This window comes from Roseovarius autotrophicus (assembly GCF_018069895.1).
GTDB classification, from domain to species: domain Bacteria; phylum Pseudomonadota; class Alphaproteobacteria; order Rhodobacterales; family Rhodobacteraceae; genus Roseovarius; species Roseovarius autotrophicus.
Genome location: NZ_JAGQDH010000002.1, coordinates 225383 through 246950 on the forward strand (window position 1 = coordinate 225383; position 21568 = coordinate 246950).

General features: G+C 65.9%; 18 protein-coding genes. 12 read left to right on the forward strand and 6 right to left on the reverse strand.

What is annotated here, in order from left to right:
* Nucleotides 1-19: 19 nt before the first annotated feature.
* Nucleotides 20-2029: a transketolase gene (gene tkt / locus KAK09_RS04175; protein WP_210877588.1), complete on the reverse strand. Its 2010-nt coding sequence runs from the start codon at nt 2027-2029 to the stop codon at nt 20-22.
* Between the two features lie 204 nt (nt 2030-2233).
* On the opposite strand from tkt, the gene KAK09_RS04180 reads away from it, so the two are divergent.
* Genes KAK09_RS04180 through KAK09_RS04190 form a run of 3 tightly spaced genes read left to right on the forward strand, consistent with a single transcriptional unit; the run spans nt 2234 to nt 3730 of the window.
* On the forward strand, nt 2234-2947 hold the full coding sequence (locus KAK09_RS04180) for a hypothetical protein (RefSeq protein WP_247651050.1): 714 nt from the start codon (nt 2234-2236) through the stop codon (nt 2945-2947).
* Nucleotides 2947-3321, forward strand: a complete 375-nt coding sequence (locus KAK09_RS04185; protein ID WP_210877589.1) for a cell division protein ZapA — start codon at nt 2947-2949, stop codon at nt 3319-3321. The genes KAK09_RS04180 and KAK09_RS04185 overlap by 1 nt, the downstream gene beginning before the upstream one ends.
* Before the next feature lie 4 nt (nt 3322-3325).
* Complete coding sequence (locus KAK09_RS04190; protein WP_210877590.1) at nt 3326-3730, forward strand: DUF1499 domain-containing protein; 405 nt, start codon at nt 3326-3328, stop codon at nt 3728-3730.
* Here the strand turns inward: KAK09_RS04190 and KAK09_RS04195 are convergent.
* Entirely contained in the window at nt 3665-3952 is a 288-nt protein-coding gene (locus KAK09_RS04195; RefSeq protein WP_210877591.1) for a hypothetical protein, read from the reverse strand. The genes KAK09_RS04190 and KAK09_RS04195 overlap by 66 nt on opposite strands.
* 65 nt (nt 3953-4017) lie before the next feature.
* Here KAK09_RS04195 and prfA point away from each other — a divergent pair, with 65 nt between their 5' ends.
* The 6 genes from prfA to KAK09_RS04225 all read left to right on the forward strand — a co-directional run bounded on the left by prfA (nt 4018) and on the right by KAK09_RS04225 (nt 10163).
* Nucleotides 4018-5064 (forward strand): peptide chain release factor 1, encoded by a 1047-nt coding sequence (gene prfA / locus KAK09_RS04200; RefSeq protein ID WP_210877592.1) that lies wholly within the window; start codon nt 4018-4020, stop codon nt 5062-5064.
* On the forward strand, nt 5061-5906 hold the full coding sequence (gene prmC / locus KAK09_RS04205; protein WP_210877593.1) for a peptide chain release factor N(5)-glutamine methyltransferase: 846 nt from the start codon (nt 5061-5063) through the stop codon (nt 5904-5906). Before prfA ends, prmC begins: the two co-directional genes overlap by 4 nt.
* A gap of 217 nt (nt 5907-6123) precedes the next feature.
* Nucleotides 6124-6723 carry a DUF4167 domain-containing protein gene (locus KAK09_RS04210; protein ID WP_210877594.1) on the forward strand — a complete coding sequence of 200 codons (600 nt, stop codon included), beginning with the start codon at nt 6124-6126 and terminating at the stop codon, nt 6721-6723.
* Between the two features lie 24 nt (nt 6724-6747).
* Complete coding sequence (locus tag KAK09_RS04215) at nt 6748-7494, forward strand: RNA methyltransferase (RefSeq protein WP_210877595.1); 747 nt, start codon at nt 6748-6750, stop codon at nt 7492-7494.
* 52 nt (nt 7495-7546) lie between these two features.
* Nucleotides 7547-8686, forward strand: a complete 1140-nt coding sequence (gene ctaA, locus KAK09_RS04220) for a heme A synthase (protein ID WP_210877596.1) — start codon at nt 7547-7549, stop codon at nt 8684-8686.
* Between the two features lies 1 nt (nt 8687).
* Complete coding sequence (locus KAK09_RS04225; RefSeq protein WP_210877597.1) at nt 8688-10163, forward strand: carboxypeptidase M32; 1476 nt, start codon at nt 8688-8690, stop codon at nt 10161-10163.
* Between the two features lie 13 nt (nt 10164-10176).
* Here KAK09_RS04225 and KAK09_RS04230 read toward each other — a convergent pair whose 3' ends face one another.
* The 3 genes from KAK09_RS04230 to gyrA form a co-directional block, all read right to left on the reverse strand.
* Nucleotides 10177-11739 (reverse strand): polysaccharide biosynthesis protein, encoded by a 1563-nt coding sequence (locus KAK09_RS04230; protein ID WP_210877598.1) that lies wholly within the window; start codon nt 11737-11739, stop codon nt 10177-10179.
* Between the two features lie 121 nt (nt 11740-11860).
* Complete coding sequence (locus tag KAK09_RS04235; RefSeq protein WP_210877599.1) at nt 11861-12406, reverse strand: hypothetical protein; 546 nt, start codon at nt 12404-12406, stop codon at nt 11861-11863.
* Nucleotides 12407-12582: 176 nt separating this feature from the next.
* On the reverse strand, nt 12583-15321 hold the full coding sequence (gyrA, locus tag KAK09_RS04240) for a DNA gyrase subunit A (RefSeq protein WP_210877600.1): 2739 nt from the start codon (nt 15319-15321) through the stop codon (nt 12583-12585).
* A 191-nt stretch (nt 15322-15512) separates the two neighbouring features.
* Between gyrA and KAK09_RS04245 the strand changes: the two genes are divergently transcribed.
* The 3 genes from KAK09_RS04245 (at nt 15513) to selD (ending at nt 19977) form a co-directional block, all read left to right on the forward strand.
* Nucleotides 15513-15782 (forward strand): usg protein, encoded by a 270-nt coding sequence (locus tag KAK09_RS04245; protein ID WP_210877601.1) that lies wholly within the window; start codon nt 15513-15515, stop codon nt 15780-15782.
* Between the two features lie 216 nt (nt 15783-15998).
* Complete coding sequence (locus tag KAK09_RS04250; RefSeq protein ID WP_210877602.1) at nt 15999-17774, forward strand: SLC13 family permease; 1776 nt, start codon at nt 15999-16001, stop codon at nt 17772-17774.
* 73 nt (nt 17775-17847) lie between these two features.
* Entirely contained in the window at nt 17848-19977 is a 2130-nt protein-coding gene (gene selD, locus KAK09_RS04255) for a selenide, water dikinase SelD (RefSeq protein ID WP_210877603.1), read from the forward strand.
* Here selD and KAK09_RS04260 read toward each other — a convergent pair.
* Entirely contained in the window at nt 19974-21455 is a 1482-nt protein-coding gene (locus KAK09_RS04260) for a replicative DNA helicase (protein ID WP_210877604.1), read from the reverse strand. The genes selD and KAK09_RS04260 overlap by 4 nt on opposite strands.
* Nucleotides 21456-21568 lie beyond the last annotated feature (113 nt).

The following is a 21568-nucleotide window of genomic DNA, read 5'->3' on the forward strand; positions in this document are numbered from 1 at the left end:
GGCGGCGCCCCCTCGTCGTTCAGAGCATGGCCTTGACCTTGGCCGCCACGGCCTGCGCCGTGATGCCGAATTTCTCGTAAAGCACCTCGGCTGGGGCGGAGGCGCCGAAATCGTGCATGCCGACGAAATCGCCCTTCTCGCGGCGGCCGCGCTCGCCATAGAGCCAGCGATCCCAGCCAAAGCGGATGCCCGCCTCGACGGCCACGCGCACGGGACCTGCGGGCAGAACGCGGCGGCGATAGCTGTCGTCCTGCTCCTCGAACAGCTCCCAGCAGGGCATGGAAACGACGCGCGTGCCGATCCCCTCGGCCTGCAACAGATCGCGCGCGGCCATGGCGATCTCGACCTCCGAGCCGGTGGCCATGAGAATCGCCTGCCGCTTGCCCTCCGCGTCCGCAAGAACGTATGCGCCTTGCGCAGTGAGGTTCTTCGTCTTGTGCTCGCGGCGCAGCGTCGGCAGGTTCTGGCGCGTGAGCGACAGGACCGAAGGGGTTTCCTTGGTGCTGAACGCCAGTTCCCAGGCCTCGGCGGTCTCGACCGTGTCGCAGGGGCGGAACACCCAGGTGTTGGGGGTGGCGCGGGAAATCGCCAGATGTTCAACCGGCTGATGAGTCGGGCCATCCTCGCCCAGACCGATGCTGTCATGGGTCATGACGAACACGGTCGGGATTTTCATCAGTGCTGCCAGACGCATGGCGGGCCGGGCGTAATCGGTAAAGCACATGAAGGTGCCGCCATAGGGGCGGATGCCGCCATGCAGCGCCATGCCGTTCATCGCGGCGGCCATGCCATGTTCGCGGATGCCCCAGTGGATATAGCGGCCCTTGCGGTTATCGACGTCAAAGACGGTCATGTCGCCCGAGCGGGTGTTGTTCGACCCCGACAGGTCTGCCGAGCCGCCGATGGTCTCGGGCAGGATCGGGTTGACGACTTCGAGCACCATTTCGCTTGATTTGCGGGTGGCAACCTTGGGGGCCTCCTCGCTGATCTGTTTCTTGAGCGCGCGGATTCGGGCCGAGAGCTTCGTGGGAATCTCGCGGGCGAAGATGCGGGCGATCTCGGCCTTCTTGGGTGAGGCGGCAAGCCGCGTCTGCCACTCTGCATGGGCCGCAGCGCCGCGGCGGCCGATGGCCTCCCAGGCGGTTTTCACCTCTGCCGGGATCTCGAAAGGACCATAGGGCCAGCCATAGGCGTCCTTGGCCGCCTGAAGCTGCGCGGCATCGGTCAGCGCGCCGTGCCCCTTGGAGGTGTCCTGCGCCGCATGGCCAAGGGCGATATGGGTCTTGCAGGCGATCATCGTGGGCGCATCGCTTTGTTTCGCCACCGTGAGGGCGTCGTCGATGGCCTCGGGGTCATGCCCGTCGATCTCGATCACCTCCCAGCCCGAGGCGCGGAAGCGCGCCACCTGATCGGTGCGGTCCGCAAGATCAACGGTGCCGTCGATTGTGATGTTGTTGTTGTCCCAGAGCACGATGAGGCGTGAGAGCTTGTGCCGCCCGGCCAGCCCGATCGCCTCCTGACTCACACCCTCCATGAGACAGCCGTCGCCGGCGATCACGTAAGTATGGTGATCCATCAACTTTGCCCCGAAACGCGCGCGCAAGGATTCCTCGGCCATGGCAAAGCCGACCGCGTTGGAAATCCCCTGACCGAGTGGGCCGGTGGTGGTCTCGATGCCCTTGGCATGGCCATATTCCGGGTGGCCTGCCGTCTTCGCGCCCCATTGGCGGAAGTTGCGGATCTGCTCGATCGTCATGTCGGCATAGCCGGTCAGGTGCAGCAGCGAATAAAGCAGCATCGAGCCATGCCCCGCCGACAGGATGAAGCGGTCACGATCCGGCCAGTCGGGATTGGCCGCGTCGAATTTCAGGTGCTTTTCAAACAGCACTGTGGCCGCATCGGCCATGCCCATCGGCATACCGGAATGGCCGGAATTGGCGGCGGCGACCGCGTCTAGGGTGAGCGCGCGGATGGCGGCGGCCTTCATCCAGTGATCGGGGTGCGCTTGGCGCAGGGCGGCGATATCCAAGGGGAGCGTCCTTTGAGTGTGGCTGCGGTTGCCCCGTTCAATACCAGCCCGGCGCGGAAGTTCAAGCGTGCCGCCCCCCGATCCGCCGTTGGGGGGCGCATTTGGCCGATGAACGGGCTAGACTTGCGCAAAACCGGACTGCCTGTTGATTCGTCGCAGGTTTGGCCTCAGAAAAGCAAGGCAGGAAAGCGAGGGATCGGGAAAATGAGCCAGATCGACGAGTTGCAGGCGCGGATCATGGAGGCGCTCGATCGGATCGGACGTAGCGTCGAGACGCACGCGGCGACGGGTGGCACCGACGAGGGCGGGCTTGAGGCGGCGCTGGCCGAGGCCGAGGCCCGCACTGAGGCGGCGGAGGCAGCAAGGACCGAGGCCGAGGCGCGTCTGGCCGCCATGCATGAGGCTAGATCGGAGGCCGAAGCCCGCGCGAGTGCGGCGGAAGAAGCCCGTGCCGAGGCCGAGGCGCGGCTTGCTGCGGCGGAGGCGGCGCGCTCGGGGGGCACGGACGAGACCTCTGAGGATAGCGCCGAGGCCGAGGGGCTGCGGCAGGCGCTTGACGAGGAAAAACTCGCCAATGCCCAGCTCGAGGAGCGGGTCAGGGTGCTTCATGCGCGGCTCGAGGCCCTCGAGGCCGAGCGCGCGGCAACCGAAGGCGACCATGCCGGGACGCTGCTTCGTCTGGATTCCGATCTGCAATCGCTGCGCAAGGCCAACGCGCAATTGCGCGAGAGCAACGCGGCGCTGCGCGCGGCCCATGAGGCGGGTGTGGCCGACCCGCATCTGATCAACAAGGCGATGATGGCCGAACTTGAAGCCTTGCGCGCCGCGCGTGCGGTCGAGCAGGGCGAGGTGGCGCTGGTGCTGGCCGAGATCGACCGGGTGGTTGCCGGAAGCGCAAACGAGACGGAGGACGCGTAATGCCCGAGGTAAAGATCGAGATCGGCGGCCGCGCTTTCGAGGTGGCCTGCCAGGCGGGAGAGGAGCCCTTTCTGCACAGCGCGGCGAAGATGCTCGACGAGGAGGCGGCCGTTCTGGCAGCGCAGATCGGGCGCATCCCGGAGGCGCGGATGCTTCTGATGGCGGGGCTGATGCTGGCGGACAAGACCGCCAACCTTCAGGACCGGCTGGCGCAGGCCGAGGCGGACCTGGCCGAGTTGCGCGGCACGCCCGCGCCCGAGGCGCAGCGCGTCGAGGTGCCTGTGGTGCCCGATGCGGTGATCGACACCCTGGCCGAGATCGCCGCCCGCGCCGAGGCACTGGCCGACACGTTCGACCGGGCCGAGGCCTCCTGAGCCGATGGCGAGGGTGGTCGCGCTTGCGCTGCTGATCGGCGCCGTCGCTCTTGTGGTCTTCATCCGGCTGGCGCCTTCGGACCCGCTGCGCTGGCATCAGATGCCCGGCGCGATCACCAACCGCGATCTTGAGGGCGGCGCGATGCGCCGGGTGACGGGCGATCTGGTCGCGCTCGACGCCATCGCGCGCGCAACGCCGCACACGCGGGTTCTGGCAGGTTCGGTCAGCGAGGGGATGATCACCTATGTGACGCGCTCGCGCCTCATGGGTTTTCCCGACTACACCACCGTTCGGCAGGCGGGCGACACGCTGGAGATTTTCGCGCGCCTGCGCTTTGGCCGCTCAGATCTGGGCGTCAACGCCGCCCGCGTCGATGGCTGGCTCGTGCGGCTCGCCGAGGCTCGATGACAGGCAGCCGTCGCTGACCTTGCGCCAGATCGGCACGTTGAGCGACATGGAACACTGGGCCATGAACATCTTGCCATCGACATGCAGGCAGATCGTCTCGCCCATCTCGACCCGCGCGCCGGTGCTGTCTGTGCAATAGCATTCCACCGTCTTGCCGCCGATGGTGGCGTCAGACAGCGCGGGTGTGGCCGCGATCAGAAGAAGGGGCAGGATCGCTTTCATCCCTCATATATAACAACGGATGCGCCCTTGACCAAGCCCCGAGTATGGGACACAGGATCGCACCCATGGTGCCCCTGGACAGATTGCAGCAGATTGCCGAACGCTTCGAGTTCATCGAGGCGCAGATGGCGGCGGGCGGTGGCGATATCGCGCGGCTCGGGCGCGAATATGCCGAGTTGCGCCCCGTGGTCGAGGAAATCCGCGCCTATCGGCAGGCTCTGGACGATCTCGATGCGGCGCGGGCGTTGCTCGACGATCCGGAAATGCGCGAACTGGCCGAGGGCGAGGTGGCCGAAATCGAAGCGCGCCTGCCCGACATGGAGCGCGCTTTGCAACTGGTGCTCTTGCCACGCGATGCCGCTGATGCCCGGCCCGCCATCCTCGAAATCCGTCCCGGAACGGGGGGTGAGGAGGCGGCGCTTTTCGCTGCTGACCTCATGCGCATGTATCAGCGCCACGCCGAGGCACGTGGCTGGTCCTTCGAGGTGATCGAGGAACAGACCAGCGAATTGGGCGGCATCCGCGAGCTTGTGGCGCGGGTCAAGGGTGAGGGGGTTTTCGCGCGCCTCAAGTTCGAATCGGGTGTGCACCGGGTGCAGCGCGTGCCCGAGACCGAAAGCGGCGGACGCATCCACACCTCGGCGGCAACGGTGGCGGTTCTGCCCGAGGCGGAGGCGGTGGATATCGTGATCGACCCCGCCGATTTGCGAATTGACACGATGCGGTCCTCGGGCGCGGGGGGCCAGCATGTGAACACCACCGATTCGGCGGTGCGGATCACGCATATCCCCACCGGCCTTGTGGTCACGAGCAGCCAGAAATCCCAACACCGCAACCGCGAGATCGCCATGGAGGTGCTGCGCGCGCGGCTTTTCGACATGGAGCGGCAAAAGGCGCATGGCGTGCGCTCTGCGGAGCGGGCGGCGCAGGTCGGCACCGGCGATCGGTCCGAGCGCATCCGCACCTATAATTTCCCGCAAGGTCGCGTGACCGACCACCGCATCGGTCTCACGCTCTACAAGCTCGATCAGGTGATGCAGGGCGATCTCGATGATCTGACCGACGCGCTGATTGCGGATGCGCAGGCGCGGCTTCTGGCCGAGATGACATGACCGGGGCCGATGCGCTTCGGGAAGCCGCGCGCAGGCTGGTGGCTGCCGGCATCGAGGGCGCGGGCGGGGATGCGCGCGCGCTTCTGGCCGAGGCGATGGGGGTGGCGCGCGACCGGCTTACGCTGCATCTGAATGAGGAATTGGACGCCGGGACACAGGCGCGGCTGGCGTCGATGCTCGCGCGGCGCGCGGCGCGTGAGCCGGTCGCGCGCATTCTCGGGCGTCGGCTGTTCTGGGGGCGGGAGTTCACCGTGACACCCGATGTGCTTGACCCGCGCCCCGAAACCGAATGCCTGATCGCGGCGGCGCTGAGGGGGGCGGAACCCGCGCGCCTCATCGACCTTGGCACCGGCACGGGCTGTATCGCGGTGACGCTTCTGGCGGAATGGCCCGGCGCGCGCGGCGTGGCGAGCGATCTGTCACCCGACGCGCTTGGCGTCGCGCGGAGCAATGCCGAGCGGCACGGCGTGGCGGGGCGGCTCGATCTGGTGGAAAGCGACTGGTTCGCCGCGACCCGTGGCCGGTTCGACCTGATCCTGTCGAACCCGCCCTATATCGCCGAGGCCGAAATCGCGGGACTTGCCCCCGAGGTGCTCGGCCACGATCCTCGCATGGCGCTTGGCGATGGAGGCGACGGGCTTTCGGCCTATCGCGCGCTGGCGCGGGGGGCGGTGACGCATCTCGTGCCGGGGGGGCGCGTCCTTGTCGAAATCGGCTGGAGGCAGGGTGCGGCGGTGGCCGAGATATTCGCCGCCGCAGGGCTGGCGGGTATCAGCGTTCTGCCCGATCTCGACGGGCGCGACCGGGTGGTTTGCGCGCTTTTGCCCGACAGAATTGTGTGAGCGAGGCGAAAAACCGCGCGCCGCACCGGAATATGCGCGCTTTTCGCTTGTCAGGGGGCGAGCGGCGTGGTTAGTGAGGATATCGCGCAGGCGGAGGCCTTGACCGGCATCCCGCGCGAGGATCAAGCCAATTCATGTCCGATCCGGTAGACAAAGGCGCAAGAGCGCACAGCCCGGATCAAGCGGCACTCAGACCACAAGGCTGGACTGCAAACTCATGAGACCATCGAAGTCACGTTCGCGCAACAAGTCGAACCGCAATCGCTCTGTCGGCAATGTCGTCAATCGGGTGTTCGACAGTTCCGGCCCCGAGGGCAAGGTGCGCGGCACACCGCAGCAGATCATCGAGAAGTACAATCAGCTTGCCCGTGACGCGCAGCTTTCGGGCGACCGGGTAGCGACCGAGAACTTCCAGCAGCATGCCGAGCATTATCAGCGCATGCTCAACGAGGCGCAGCGCGAGCAGGAGATGCGGCGCGAGGAGCACGAGCGCCAGAACCGTGACCGCCAGTCGGACCGTGATCGTGACCGTGATCGCGCGCAAGGCGGACGTTCCGAAGAGGGCGAGCGGCTGGATCCCTCGCAGACGCCCCAACCCGACGTCTTGGCGCCGGTCGCGGACGAGGACAGCGGCCTTGTCGAGACGCCCGAGAGCAGGGCAGAGCCGCAGGCCGAGACGATTCCGCCGACAGACGCCCCCGCGCCGAAGAAACCCGCCCGCAGGCCGCGCAAGCCCAGGCCCAAGCCCGAAGGCGGCGGCAATGGCGAGGGCGGCGGCCCCGACCTTTCCGCCGGGCCCGCCGAAGCGGCCGAGTGAGCAAATCACGCAGCTGATTTCACCATGACCGAGCCTGCGCCAAGCCAGCCCGCCTTCGTGCTCGTGCGCCCGCAGATGGGCGAGAATATCGGCGCGGCGGCGCGGGCGATGTGGAATTTCGGTCTTGACCGGATGCGTCTTGTCGCGCCACGCGACGGCTGGCCCAACCCGGCGGCCGGTGCGATGGCCAGCGGGGCAGGGCGGCTTCTGGATCAGGCGGGGCTTTTCGACGATCTGGGCGGCGCGATTGCCGATTGTACCTATGTGATGGCAACGACCGCGCGGACGCGCGGTCTGACCAAGCCCGTGTTTTCCCCCCAGCACGCCATGGCCGAGGCCGCCGCCCGCATAGCGCGTGGCGAGCGCGTGGCGGTGCTGTTCGGGCCTGAGCGCGCGGGGCTGGAAAACGAGGACGTGGCGCGCGCCAATACCCTCATCTCCGTGCCGGTGAACCCCGAATTTCCAAGCCTCAACCTTGCGCAATGCGTGCTGCTCTGCGCCTATGACTGGCGGCGGGTGACGGCGGAGGTGGTGGCCGAGCGCGTGGACATGGCCGGTGCGGACTGGGCCGAGTTGGCCGAGATCGAGCGGCTGGCGGATCACTACGAGGAGCGGCTGGAGGCGGCTGGGTTCTTCTTTCCCGAGGACAAGGTCGCGCGGATGAAGACCAACCTGCGCAACCTCTGGAGCCGGATGCCGCTGACGCGCGCCGATGTGCGGATGCTGCACGGGGTGATGCGGCAGATGGTCCGCTGGTCGGGGCGCGGTTGAAGGCGGGCGGGGCGCGGCCTAATCTCTGGTGCGATCAGGAATGAGGCAGGACATGGCCGGAAAACGCAGCATTTTCGAGGAGGTGGGCGCGCGCGCCCCGAAATCCGCGCCGCAGGCCGGGCTGATCGACGCAGGCAGGCGCGGCGCACGGCGGGGCATTCGTCTGTGGCTCATGGCGATTTTCGCGCTTGTGGTGGTGATGATTGCAGTGGGGGGGCTGACGCGGCTTACCGACAGCGGCCTGTCGATCACCGAATGGCGCCCCGTGACCGGCGCGCTGCCGCCCATGTCCGAGGCCCATTGGCAGGTGGAATTCGACAAGTATCGCGCGATCCCGCAATACGAACTTATGAACAAGGGCATGTCGCTGGACGAATTCAAGGTCATTTACTGGTGGGAATGGGGCCATCGGCAGCTGGGCCGCGTGATCGGCCTTGTATGGGCGCTTGGTTTCTTTGGCTTTCTCGTCACGCGGCAGATCCCCAAGGGCTGGGCCGGGCGGCTGTTGCTTCTGGGCGCGCTTGGGGGCATGCAGGGGGCGATCGGCTGGTGGATGGTGGCCTCTGGCCTGAATGAGGGGATGGTGGCTGTGGCCTCTTACCGGCTGGCCACACATCTGGGCCTTGCCTTCGTCATTCTCGGCCTTCTCGCCTGGTATGTTTTTGCCCTTGGCCGCGAGGAACGCGAGTTGATACAGGCGCGGCGCGGGCGTGAGGCCAGGCTTTTCAGCCTCTCCACGGGTCTCATGCATTTCGCCTTCCTGCAAATCCTGCTGGGCGCGCTGGTGGCGGGGATCGACGCCGGGCGCAGCTATACCGACTGGCCGCTGATGGCCGCGGGCTTCCTTCCGCCCGACATGATGGAGCTTTCGCCCTGGTGGCGCAATTTATTCGAGAATCCCGGCACGGTGCAGTTCATCCATCGCATGAGTGGTTATCTGCTCTTGGCCTTCGCCGTCGTTGTCTGGCTGAGGGGGCGGCGCAGCGCGCATGGCGCGACACGCGGGGCCTTTACCGCCATATTTGCGGTTCTGCTGTTGCAAATGCTGCTGGGAATCATGACGGTGCTTTATATCGCACCCTGGCAACTGGCGATCGCGCATCAGTTTGTAGCGGTCGTGCTCTGGGTGCTCATCTTGCGCGCGCGCTTCCTGAGCCTTTATCCGCGCGCGCAGTCCATCCGGGGGGGATGACATGGCAGCCCATGACGATCTGATGGCGCGCGAGCGCGAGAGCGCGGCGCTGGCGCAGGTGGCGGGGCGTCTCGGCTGGGATCAGGAGACGATGATGCCGCGCGGCGCCGCCGATCAGCGGTCAGATGAGATGGGCGCGATTCAGGCTGTCCTGCACGAGCGGCGCACCGATCCCGCGCGCGGATATCTGCTGGCCGAGGCGGAGGAGGAGGCCGAGACCGAGGACGCGCAGACGCAGGCCGAATTGCGCCTTATCCGCCGCGATTACGAGCGTGCGACGCGCGTGCCCGCGCGTCTGGCCGTGGCGCTGGCGCGGCTGACAAGCCGCGCGCAGGGGGTCTGGGCCGAGGCGCGCGCCGCCGACGATTTCGCGGCCTTCGCGCCGACGCTGGCCGAGGTGCTGGAGTTGAAGCGCGAGGAGGCGGCGGCGGTCGCGGACGGTGGCGACGCCTATGACGCGCTTCTTGATGAATACGAGCCGGGGATGACGGCGGCGGCGCTGGACAGGCTTTTCGCCGAGATGCGCCCGCGTCTGGTGGCCTTGCGCGAGGCGGCGCTGGCCGCGGACTGGCCGCAGGTCTCGGCCCATTTCCCGCATGAGTCGCAGATGCGCCTTGCGCGCGAGGTGGCACGCCGCTTTGGCTATGATTTCACGCGCGGGCGGCTCGATCTGGCGGTGCATCCGTTCTCGTCGGGCTCGGGCGACGATGTGCGCATAACCACGCGGGTGAGTGAGAGCGACCCGTTCAACTGCCTCTATTCCACGATCCACGAGACCGGGCATGCCTGTTACGAGCAGGGGATCGACCCGGATTATCGCCTGACGCCGCTGGGGCAGGGGGTCTCGATGGGCGTGCATGAAAGCCAGAGCCGGATTTACGAGAACCAGTTGGGGCGCAGCCGGGCGTTCTGCGGCTGGCTTTACGGGCGTATGGTCGATGCCTTTGGCGATTTCGGGATCAAGGACGAGGCGGCGTTCTATCGCGCCGTCAACCGCGTGCATCCCGGCCATATCCGCACCGAGGCCGACGAGGTGCAGTATAACCTTCACATCATGTTGCGCTATGATCTGGAACGGGCGTTGATTGCTGGCGATCTGGGCGTGCGCGATCTGGAGGTGGCGTGGAGCGACCGCTTCGTTGCGGATTTCGGCCATGACGTCGGGCGCGCTTCGGAGGGCGTGTTGCAGGATGTGCATTGGGCGGTGGGCCTGTTCGGCTATTTCCCGACCTACAGCCTCGGCAATGTCTATGCGGGCTGCCTTCACGCGGCGCTGCGGGCGGACCTGCCCGATCTCGATGCGCGTCTGGCGGTCGGAGAGCCTGCCGTGGCGGGTGAATGGCTGCGCGAACGGGTGCAGCGCCATGGTGGGCTTTACCTGCCTGCCGATCTGATTGCCGAGGCCAGCGGCGCGCCGGTCAGCGCCGCGCCGCTGCTCGATTACCTCGACACGAAATTCGGCGCTCTGGTGGGGTAGGGGGCGGCGGGTCTCAGCCTTCCTCGCGGAGGGCCTCGGGTTCGGTCTGCTCGATCCATTGCCCGAGGATGCGCCGCAGCAGCGTCACGTCGCGCGTCTCGATCGCCTCGGAGAGCGATTTCAGCGCCTTGACCAGTTCGATCTCGGACAGGTGCCCCTCCTGTGCGCGCAGGATGCGTGGATGCGGCGTGGTCAGCATGTCGGAACCGATCAGAAGTTCCTCGTGCAGCTTCTCGCCGGGGCGCAGTCCGGTGATGGTGATCTCGATATCACCGTCGGGATTTTCGGCGTCGCGCAAGGTCAGTCCTGACGCCTCGATCATGCGCAGCGCGATGTCGCGCACCTTGACCGGTGCCCCCATGTCGAGCACGAACACATCCCCCCCGCGCGCCAGGGTGCCGGCAAGCAGCACGAGGCGCACGGCTTCGGGGATGGTCATGAAATAGCGCGTGACCTCGGGATGGGTAAGGGTGATTGGTCCGCCGCGCGCGATCTGTTCGGCGAAGGTCGGGATGACCGAACCCGACGAGCCGAGCACATTGCCAAAGCGCACCATGGAAAACCGGGTGCCGGGAGAGCGCGTGGCAAGATCTTGCACGATCATCTCTGCAAAGCGCTTGGAGGCCCCCATCACCGAGGTCGGCCGCACCGCCTTGTCGGTCGAGACGAGGATGAACCGCTCCACCCCCGCCTCGCGGGCGGCATGGGCTACGGTTCGGGTGCCGATCACGTTGTTGCGCATCCCCTCGATGGCGTTCAGTTCCACCATCGGCACATGTTTGTACGCGGCGGCATGGAGGACCACGTCGATCTTGCGTGCGCTCATCAGCACGTTGACAAGCGCCGCCTCGCAGACCGAGCCGAGCACCGGCATGATCGCGACCTCGGGGGCGAGATCGCGCAACTCGCGCTCGATCTGAAACAGCGCATGTTCGCCATGGTCGAGCAACACCAGCGAGGCGGGCGTGCAGGTGACAAGCTGGCGGCACAATTCCGCCCCGATCGAGCCACCCGCCCCGGTGACGAGGATACGCCGCCCGGCATAGGCGCTTGTGACGCCGGGCAGTTCACTTTCCAGCGCGTCGCGTCCAAGAAGCGAGGCCGGATCGATGGGACGGCTTTCATAGAGCGTGACGGCGCGGCCGGTGATGAGGTCAGCGAAAGAGGGCAGCGCGTGCACCTCGCAGCCGGTGTCGGCAAGGCGGCGGCTGAGGCGGGCGCGCGTGGCCTCGGTCGCGCTGGGCATGGAGAGGATGACGCGGCCGATGCCGTGGCGGGCGATCAGCGCATCGATCTCGTCGGGGCCGTGGACGCGCAGCCCGACGATGGACAGCGCACGCAGGCGCGGTTCGTCATCGACAAAGGCCACCGGGCGCAGTTGGTCATCGGTCAGAAGAGCGGCGGCAAGTTGCTGGCCGGTCTGCCCGGCACCGTAGATGAGCACGGGCAGGCGGGTGTCATCCGGCTGGATGGCGGCGGGCTGGGCAGGGGCGGACTGGGCAGGGGTGGGCTGGGCAGGGGAGGGCACAAGGCGCCCGCCGAGGCGGCGCAGGGCGTTCAGCAGGCTTCCGGGCATGGGTGGCTCCGTCCTCGCGCGCGCCGGTCATCGGCACTGTCATGCTACACTAGGAGTGTCACGGCGCGCGCGGCAATGGGTCTCACTATAGTGTGACCGTTTGTGGCAGGACGGGCGCTGCTCAGATATTGGCGAAGATGTTGCTCTCGTCCTCGTGGGCGGGGGCCGGGCGCGGGCGCCGGGATTGGGATTGGCTCGCCTTGTTATCGGGGCTGATGCGTCGCGGCTTGATCGCGCGTTGTGCGGCGATCCGGCGCATTCTGGCACGATGGGAAAAGACCGAGGCCCTGCGCATGTTCCGCGCATCAAGCGTGAGATAGCTGAGCAGCACGCCGCAGGTCAGGGTCAGGTCATACCAGAAGGCCGACAGGTTCTCGGTCGGGACGGCAACGAAATTGGCAATGAAGCTTGAGGAAAGCACAAAAAGCGCGAGGCTGAGCGCGCCAAGGCGCAGCGACACCCCGAGCATGAACCAGATGGCGAGTGCAAGCAGGCTGACCGCGCCGATGACCTCGCCGGTGGGCGTGCCAAGCACCGGTCGGAAAAGAGCGGCCGGATCGAAGCCGTCAATAAGGTCCAGCGCGATGGCCATGAAGAATGTGCCGGTCACGATCCGCAAGAGATTGATGCCGACCTGATCGACGCCTGAGGTGGTTCCTGTTTTCATCTTGGGTGGTCCTGTTCTCTGTTGGGGGAAAACAAGGATACCATCTACAACCTATGCGAAAGCACGGGCCCGACTATCATCTGACAATCGGGCCGTTTTCAGACCAATTCGTGGTTAATGCGGGCCGGGTCGGGCGGTGTCTGCCCACCTTCTGCCCATGTCTGCGCGCCCTGTGTTCAGCTTTCGGCGTCTTCCGTCTCGTCCGCCTGTTCGGCGATCCAGGCGACCGAGACCACCTCTTCACCCGCGCCGGTGTTGAAGACGCGTACGCCCCCCGCACTGCGCGAGCGGAACGAGATGCCCTCGACCGGAACGCGAATTGATTGGCCGGTAGAGGTGGCGAGCATGATCTGATCTTCGCGGCTGACCGGGAACGAGGCCACGAGCGCACCACCGCGCATGGTCTTCTCGATTGCTGTCACGCCCTGGCCACCGCGCCCGCGCACCGGATAATCATGCGAGGACGACAGCTTGCCCGTGCCGCGCGCGGTGATGGTGAGGATGAGATCCTGCGCGGCGAGCATCTCCTGATAGCGCGACTCGGGCAGGGCGGCATCGGCATTGCCGATGGCCTCGGGATCGGCGGTTTCTTCCTCGGGATCGGCGCCGAATTCGCTGCGGAACCGCTTGAGGAAGGCCGCGCGCTCGTCTGGCGTTGCCTCGAAATGGCGGATCACGGACATCGACACCAGCCGGTCGCCGTTGAGCAGGCGGATGCCGCGCACGCCGGTGGACTTGCGACCCTTGAACACGCGCACATCGCTGACGGGAAAGCGGATCGCGCGGCCCGCATCGGTCACGAGCATCACGTCATCCTCGTCCGAGCAGATGCGCGCATTGACCATCTCCACGCCCTCGGGGAGGTCCATGGCAATCTTGCCGTTGCGTTTGACGTTGACGAAATCCGACAGCGCATTGCGCCGCACGTCGCCGGCCGAAGTGGCAAAGACGATGTGCAGGTCGTCCCAGTCCTCTTCGGCGCGGTCCACAGGCAGAAGCGCCGCGATCGACACGCCTGCCGGTATCGGCAGGATGTTGACGATGGCCTTGCCCTTGGACGTGCGTCCGCCCTGCGGCAGCCGCCATGTCTTGAGCTTGTAGACCATGCCATCGGTGGTGAAGACCAGAAGCGGCGTGTGGGTATTGGCGACGAAAAGCGAGGTGACCACGTCCTCGTCCTTGGTGGCCATGCTGCTGAGACCTTTGCCGCCGCGTTTCTGGGCGCGGAAATCGGCCAGCGCGGTGCGCTTGATATAGCCGCCCTGGGTGACGGTCACGACCATCTCCTCGCGCTCGATGAGGTCCTCGTCTTCCATGTCGCCGGACCAGTCCACGATCTCGGTGCGGCGGGGGACGGCGAACAATTCGCGCACCTCGCGCAACTCGGCCGAGATGATTTCCATGATCCGTTCGCGCGAGGCGAGGATGGCGAGGTATTCCTTGATCTTGCCAGCGAGATCCTGAAGCTCGTCCGTCACCTCCTTGACACCCAGTTGCGTGAGGCGTTGCAGGCGCAGATCGAGAATGGCGCGGGCCTGAATTTCGCTCAGGTTATAGGTGCCATCCTCATTGGCGCGATGGCTGGGATCGTCGATCAGCGCGATATAGGGCAGGATGTCGCCCGCAGGCCAGCGCCGCGTCATCAGCTTTACGCGCGCCTCGGCGGCGTCGGCTGAGGCACGGATCGTGGCTACAACCTCGTCCACGTTCGAGACCGCGACGGCCAGACCACAGAGGACATGGGCGCGCTCGCGGGCGCGGCGCAACTCAAAGGCGGTACGCCGCGCCACCACTTCCTCGCGGAACTGGATGAAAAGCGAGAGAAAGCGGTGCAGCGTCAGTTGCTCGGGCTTGCCGCCGTTCAGCGCCAGCATGTTGCAGCCGAACGAAGTCTGCATCGGCGTGAAGCGGTAAAGCTGGTTGAGCACCACTTCGGCGGTGGCGTCGCGCTTCAGTTCGACCACGACGCGCACGCCGTTGCGGTCGCTCTCGTCCTGCACATGGGCGATGCCCTCGATGCGCTTGTCGCGGGCGGCCTCGGCGATGCGCTCGATCATCGTGGCCTTGTTCACCTGATAGGGGATTTCGTCGATGACGATGGCGAAGCGGTCGCGGCGCAATTCCTCGACATGGGTCTTGGCACGGATGATGACGCTGCCGCGCCCCTCCAGATACGCCTTGCGTGCGCCGGACCGGCCCAGCATCAGCCCACCGGTGGGAAAATCCGGGCCGGGGATGTAGCGGATCAGGTCTTCGCTCTCAAGCTCTGGATCGTCGATCAGCGCCAGCGTGGCGTCCACCACCTCGCCCAGATTGTGCGGCGGGATATTGGTGGCCATGCCCACGGCGATGCCGCCCGCGCCGTTGACCAGCATGTTGGGAAAGCGGGAGGGCAGGACCGTGGGTTCGCGGTCCTTGCCGTCGTAATTGTCCTGAAAATCGACGGTGTCTTTCTCGATATCGGCCAAGAGATAGGCGGCCGGCTTGTCCATGCGCACCTCGGTATAGCGCATGGCCGCCGCGTTATCGCCATCCATCGAGCCGAAATTGCCCTGCCCGTCGAGAAGGGGCAGCGACATCGAGAAATCCTGCGCCATCCGCACAAGCGCGTCATAGATCGCAGAGTCGCCATGGGGGTGGTATTTGCCCATGACGTCGCCCACGGCGCGCGCCGACTTGCGGTAGGGCTTGTCATGGGTATTGCCGCCCTCGTGCATGGCATAAAGGATGCGGCGATGCACGGGTTTGAGCCCGTCGCGCAGATCGGGAATCGCGCGGCTTACGATCACGCTCATGGCGTAATCGAGATAGGAGGTCTTCATCTCCTGCGTGATCGAGATGTGAGGCCCGTGATGTGCGGGCGGCTCTGGCGGGGTTTCCCCTGTTATTTCAGGTGGTTGGGGCGTATCGCTCACGTTTTTATGGTCCTGTGATCTGCCGCTATATCTTGTTGGGCAGACTATAACAGTTCCATGATATAGGGTGCAATGGGGCTAGGGCGGCACATCTGGCAGCCCCGGATCACGAGTGATAACACACTGTTTTCATTGAAAAGTAATTTTTCGGTGGCACATTGGTCCTGTCAAGCAGTGACAGGAGCAGAAAAATGGAGATGTCAGAGACCGAACTCTTGCTGAAGGGCTATGGGCTGACCACGGCGGAATTCTTCTACCGGATGCCCGACTACCGCAACGTGCTCAACAGCTATCTGTGGCAGGAGTACGATATCGCGCCCGATCACCCCAAGCTGTTCGAGTTCGTCGAATTCTGGCAGCGTGAGATCGAGGGGCCGCTGCACTCGGTGCGCTTTACCCATCGCAAGCTGATCGCGCCGGGCGAATGGCGCAACGTGACGGGTGAATTCACCCTGCATTGAGCATAGGGTGGGGGCCAGCCCCCACACGCAGGGTCAAGTGGGGGCCAGCCCCCACACCCCCGGGATATTTCAGGCCAGAAGAAACCGACCTGTCGGAGCACCATTGCGAGCGGACGACTGTGCCGCGCCAGAATATGATTCCATTTCGCGGTTGAAAATGTGACTTGGCTGACGTTACTGCGCACGTGAGGCGTGCTAATCGGGATCGGCGAGGTCATGACGCTCGAACAGATATTCATGCTGCTGCTGCTGGTGGCGGTCTTTGTCGGTTTCTTCAAGGAAATCTACCCGCCGGAGGTGACGGCGCTTGGGGCGTCGGCGCTTCTTCTGGCCACGGGGATCGTGGAGACGCGCGATTTTCTCAAGGTGTTCGGCTCTTCCGCCCCCATCACCATCGCCATGATGTTCATCATATCCGCCGCGCTCGAGCGCACCGGCGTGCTGGAGATGATCGGGGGCTTTCTGCGCAGGCAGGCGCGGGGCTCTTTCCTGCGCACGATCCTGTTCATGATGCTGGGCGCGATGGGGGCCTCGGCGTTCATGAACAACACGCCGGTGGTGATCCTGCTCACGCCGGTGATGATCTCGGTGGCCTCTTCGGTGGGTGTGTCGTCATCCAAGCTGCTTATTCCGCTGAGTTTCTCGGCTATTTTCGGCGGCACGCTGACGCTGGTGGGCACCTCGACCAACATCCTGATGAGCGGGGTGGCGCGTGACGCGGGCCAGCCACCGATCACCATGTTCGAGATGACGCTGCCGGGCTTGATCTTTTCCGCCGTGGGGCTGATCTACATGATTTTTGCGGGGCGGTATCTCTTGCCTGACCGCGCCTCGCTCGCCAGCGTGCTGGGGCAGGAGAGCAAGCGCAAGTTCCTTGCCCGCCTGCTCATTCCGCACGAGTCGAAGTATATCGGCAAGAAGCTGGAGGATCTGCCCTTCAACCGCGCCGGCGCGCGCATCCTCGACGTGGTGCGTGGCGAAGTCTCGATGCGCCGCCACCTCAAGGATATCGTGCTCGAGGCGGGCGACCGGGTGGTGATCAAGACCGATACGGGTGAAATCCTTGGCCTCAAGGAGAATGGCGAAATCGAGTTTCGCGGCATGGACGACAGCGGATTCGAGCCGGTGACGGCGGATCGCACGATCACCATGGAGGCCAGTGTCGGGCCCAATTCGCACCTGCGCGGGCGCGCCATCAAGGATCTCAAGCTGCGTCGCAAATATGGCGTCTACCTGATGGCCGTGCACCGGCAGGAGCAGAATATCAGTCAGGATCTGCCCGAGGTGCGGCTGCAATTCGCGGACACACTGCTTCTGGAGGGGCCACCCGAGGGTATCCAGCGGTTGATGGAGGATGGCGGTATCGTCAACCTGACCGCGCCCTCGGAACAGGCAATGCGCCGGTCCAAGGCACCGATTGCCATTCTGACGATCATGGGGGTCATGGGTCTTGCGGCGGTGAATGTCATGCCGATTGCGGGGCTGGCCGTGATCGGCGCGGTGGTGGTGATGATGACTCGCTGCGTCGACCCCGAAGAGGCGTTCGAGGCGATCGACTGGCGGATCCTTTTCCTGATCTTCGGGATGCTGGGGGTGAGCCTCGGGATGCAGGAGACGGGCACGGCGCGGCTCATCATCGAGACGGTGGTGGGCGCGGTAAAGAATGTCGGCCCGATTGCCATTCTGGCGGCGGTCTATGTTCTGACCAGCGTGCTGACCGAGATGGTCACGAACAACGCCGTGGCGATCCTCCTCGGCCCCATCGTGATCGGGATGGCGACGCAGTTGGGCTATGATCCGCGCCCCTTCATCATGGCGGTGATGTTCGCGGCCTCGGCGAGTTTTGCCACCCCCATCGGTTATCAGACCAACACCTTCGTCTACAGCGCGGGCGGCTACAAGTTCCGCGATTTCCTCGTCGTGGGTTTGCCGCTCAACGTGATCTTTGCGATGGTGGCAGTGCTGGTCATCCCGCTTTTCTTTCCATTCTGAAGCGCCGCGGTCTTTGACCGCTTTCGCGCAGGCGCCATCCGGCCTATGCCGTGGGTAAAAGGGAGGGCCAGCCATGCTGTCGCACACCGTGCCGCTGAGCCGCGATCTGGTGCTGATCGGGGGCGGGCATGCCCATGCGCTGGTGCTCCGGATGTGGGGGATGCGGCCGCTGGCGGGGGTGCGGGTGACGGTGATCGACCCGAACCCTGTCGCGCCCTATTCGGGGATGCTGCCGGGGATGGTGGCCGGCCATTACCGGCAATCGGATCTGGAGATTGACCTTGTGCGGCTGGCGCGGTTTGCCGGCGCGCGGCTGATCGTGGGGGCGGTCACGGGGATCGATGCGCGCGCGGGGCGGATCATGGTCGGCACGCGCGCGGTGGCATTCGATGTGGCCTCGGTCGATGTCGGCATTCATTCGGCCATGCCCGACCTGCCCGGATTTGCGGAACACGCCGTGGCGGCCAAGCCCCTTGGCCCTTTTGCCGCGCGTTGGGAAGGGTTCGTCGCGCGGGTGGCGGCGGGCGAGGAAGCGCCGCAGGTGGCGGTGATCGGCGGCGGCATCGCCGGGGTGGAACTGGCCATGGCGATGGCGCACCGGTTGGGGGCTGGGGCGGAGGTGAGCCTCATCGAGCGCGCGGCCGAGATCGCGCCTGAAGGCCCGGTGCTGCGTCCGCGCCTGATGCGCGCACTGGCGGGGCATGGTGTGCGGATGCTGATCGGTGCCGAAGTCGAGGAGGTGTGCGAGGGTGCGCTGCGCCTTGCCGGGGGCGCGGCGGTGCCGTCGCGCCTGACCGTCGGGGCGGCGGGGGCACGGGCACATGGCTGGCTTGCGCGAACCGGCCTGCCGGTGACGGAGGGCGGGTTCCTGCGCGTGGGGGCCGATCTGCGGGTGGAGGGGCAGGCGTCGCTTTTCGCCGCCGGGGATTGTGCGCATCTTTCACACGCGCCGCGCCCCAAGGCCGGGGTGTTCGCCGTGCGCGCGGCACCTGTGCTGTACCACAACCTGCGCGCGGTGCTTTCGGGGGGGCGTTTGCGCCCGTTTCATCCGCAGCGCGACTATCTCAAGCTAATCTCGCTGGGTGGCAAGGTGGCGCTGGCGGAAAAGCTGGGGCTGGCCTTTTCCGGCCCTCTTCTGTGGCGTTGGAAGGACCGGATCGACCGCGGTTTCATGGCGAAATTCGACCCGCTGCCCGCCATGCCCGCGTCAAATCTGCCGCGTGAGCGGGCGTTGACGGAGGAGAAGGTGCCCGATCCGATGTGCGGTGGTTGCGGGGCCAAGGTCGCGCCCGGGGTGCTGCGCGACGCGATTTCAGGGACGGGCGAAGATGCCGCGGTGATCGATACGGGCGGCGCAGCGCAAGCGCTGAGCATCGACCACTTGCGCGCCTTTGTCGAGGATCCGGCGCTGATGGCGCGCATCGCGGCGTTGCACGCGCTGGGCGATATCTGGGCTATGGGGGCGCGCCCGCAGGCGGCGCTTGTCTCGATCACGCTGCCGCGCATGACCGAGACGTTGCAGGCCCGCACCATGGCCGAGATCATGGGCGCGGCGCGCGAGGTGTTTGCCGGGGCGGGGGCGGCAATTGTCGGTGGTCATTCGAGCATGGGCGCCGAGATGAGCCTCGGCTTTGCGCTCACGGGCCTGCTGGAGCGCGCGGCGATCACGCTCGGGGGCGCGCGGGCGGGCGATGTGCTGATCCTGACGCGCGGCATCGGGTCGGGCACGCTGCTGGCGGCCGAGATGAGGGGGCAGGCATCAGGACACGACATGGCGGCGCTTTATGCGCTTCTGGCGCGGCCACAGGGGGACGCGGCGGCGATTCTCGCTCAGGCCCATGCCATGACCGACGTGACCGGCTTTGGCCTGGCCGGGCATCTTGGCAATATCTGCCGCGCCTCGGGGCTTGCGGCCCGGCTCGATCTGGCGGAGGTGCCGGTCTTGCCGGGGGCCGAGTCACTGGCCGCGCAGGGTATCCGCTCGACCATCTGGGAGGCCAATCGTCGTGCCGCGCCCGTCATCGGCGCGGGCCCGGACCCGCGCGCCGTGTTGCTTCACGATCCGCAAACGGCGGGGGGGCTGCTGGCGGCGGTGGCCCCGGAAGCGGCCACGCGGTTACTGGCCGCCTTGCAGGCCGCAGGGCATGGCGCGGCCATAATCGGGCAGATGGAGGCGGGCGAACCGGGCGTGGCGGTCGTCTAGAACCCCTGATCCTGCTGCCAGGGCTTAACGAGGTTGCCGAAGCGGGTGAACTGTTCCTCGAAGCTCAGTTCGATCGTGCCGATGGGGCCGTGACGCTGCTTGCCGATGATGACCTCGGCCTTGCCATGCAGGCGCGCCATGGCCTCCTGCCAGTCGGCCATCTTGTCCAGCTCGTGCTCGCCCGGCTTCTCGCGTTCCTTGTAATAGACTTCGCGGAAGACGAACATCACCACGTCGGCATCCTGCTCGATCGAGCCGGATTCGCGCAGGTCCGAGAGTTGCGGACGCTTGTCCTCGCGGTTTTCCACCTGCCGCGAAAGCTGCGAGAGGGCGATCACGGGGATGTTTAGCTCCTTGGCGATGGCCTTGAGACCCATGGAAATCTCGCCGATTTCCTGCACCCGGTTCTCGGCGGTGCCGCGCACAAGCTGGAGATAGTCCACGATCAGCAGGTCAAGCCCGTGCGTCCGCTTGAGCCGCCGCGCGCGCGCGGCGATCTGGCTGATCGGGATGGCGGCGGTGTCGTCGATGAAAAGCGGGCAGGATTCGAGCGATTTCGCCGCCTCGACAAAGCGGCGGAATTCGCCCTCGTCCATGTCGCCGCGGCGGATCTTGTGCGAGGGGATTTCCGAGGCCTCGGCAAGGATCCGGCCGGCAAGCTGCTCGGCGCTCATTTCCAGCGAGAAGAACCCCACCACGCCACCATCCACCGCGCCCTCGGTGCCGTCAGGCAGCGTGCCGCGCTTGTAAGCCCTGGCGACGTTGAAGGCGATGTTGGTGGCAAGCGAGGTCTTGCCCATCGAGGGGCGACCGGCGAGAATCAGCAGGTCGGATTTGTGCAACCCTCCCAGTTTCTGGTCCATGTCGGTGAGGCCGGTGGCGACGCCCGCCAGCCCGCCCTCGCGCTGATAGGCGGCGTTGGCCACGTCCACCGCATCCTTGACTGCCTTGAGAAAGCTCTGGAAACCACTGTCGGTCTTGCCCTGTTCGGCCAGCTGGTAAAGCTGCTGCTCGGCTTCGACGATCTGATCCCTCGGCTCGCTTGCCACCTCGACGCGGGCGGCCTTGGCGGCAATCTCGTGGCCAAGCGCGATCAACTCTCGCCGGATCGCGAGATCATAGATCATCTGCGCGTAATCGCGCGCGGCATAGGTCGAGATCGCGGCGCCCGCGAGTTTCACCAGATAGGCCGGGCCGCCCAGTTCCTTGAGCCCGGCGTCATCCTCGAGAAAGGCGCGCAGCGTGACCGGCGAGGCCAGCGCATTGCGCGCGATGCGCGCGGCGGCGGTCTCGTAGATGCGGGCATGAACCGGGTCGTAGAAATGCTTTGGGCCGATGATCGCGGCAACGCGGTCATAGATGTCGTTGTTGGTCAGGATCGCGCCAAGCAGCTGCTGTTCGGCCTCGATCGAATGGGGCACGGTTTCGGCGGCCTCGATTTCGGCTCCGGTGGGGTTGAATGCGCGGATCTCGTTCATGGCTTCTGTCCTGTTCTGTCCCTGACCCGACGGCATAGCGTCACGCCCGCGCGGGGGGCAGATTGTATATGTCTGTGGATAAGCCGTGCCGCGCGATTATCCCTTATCTTGCC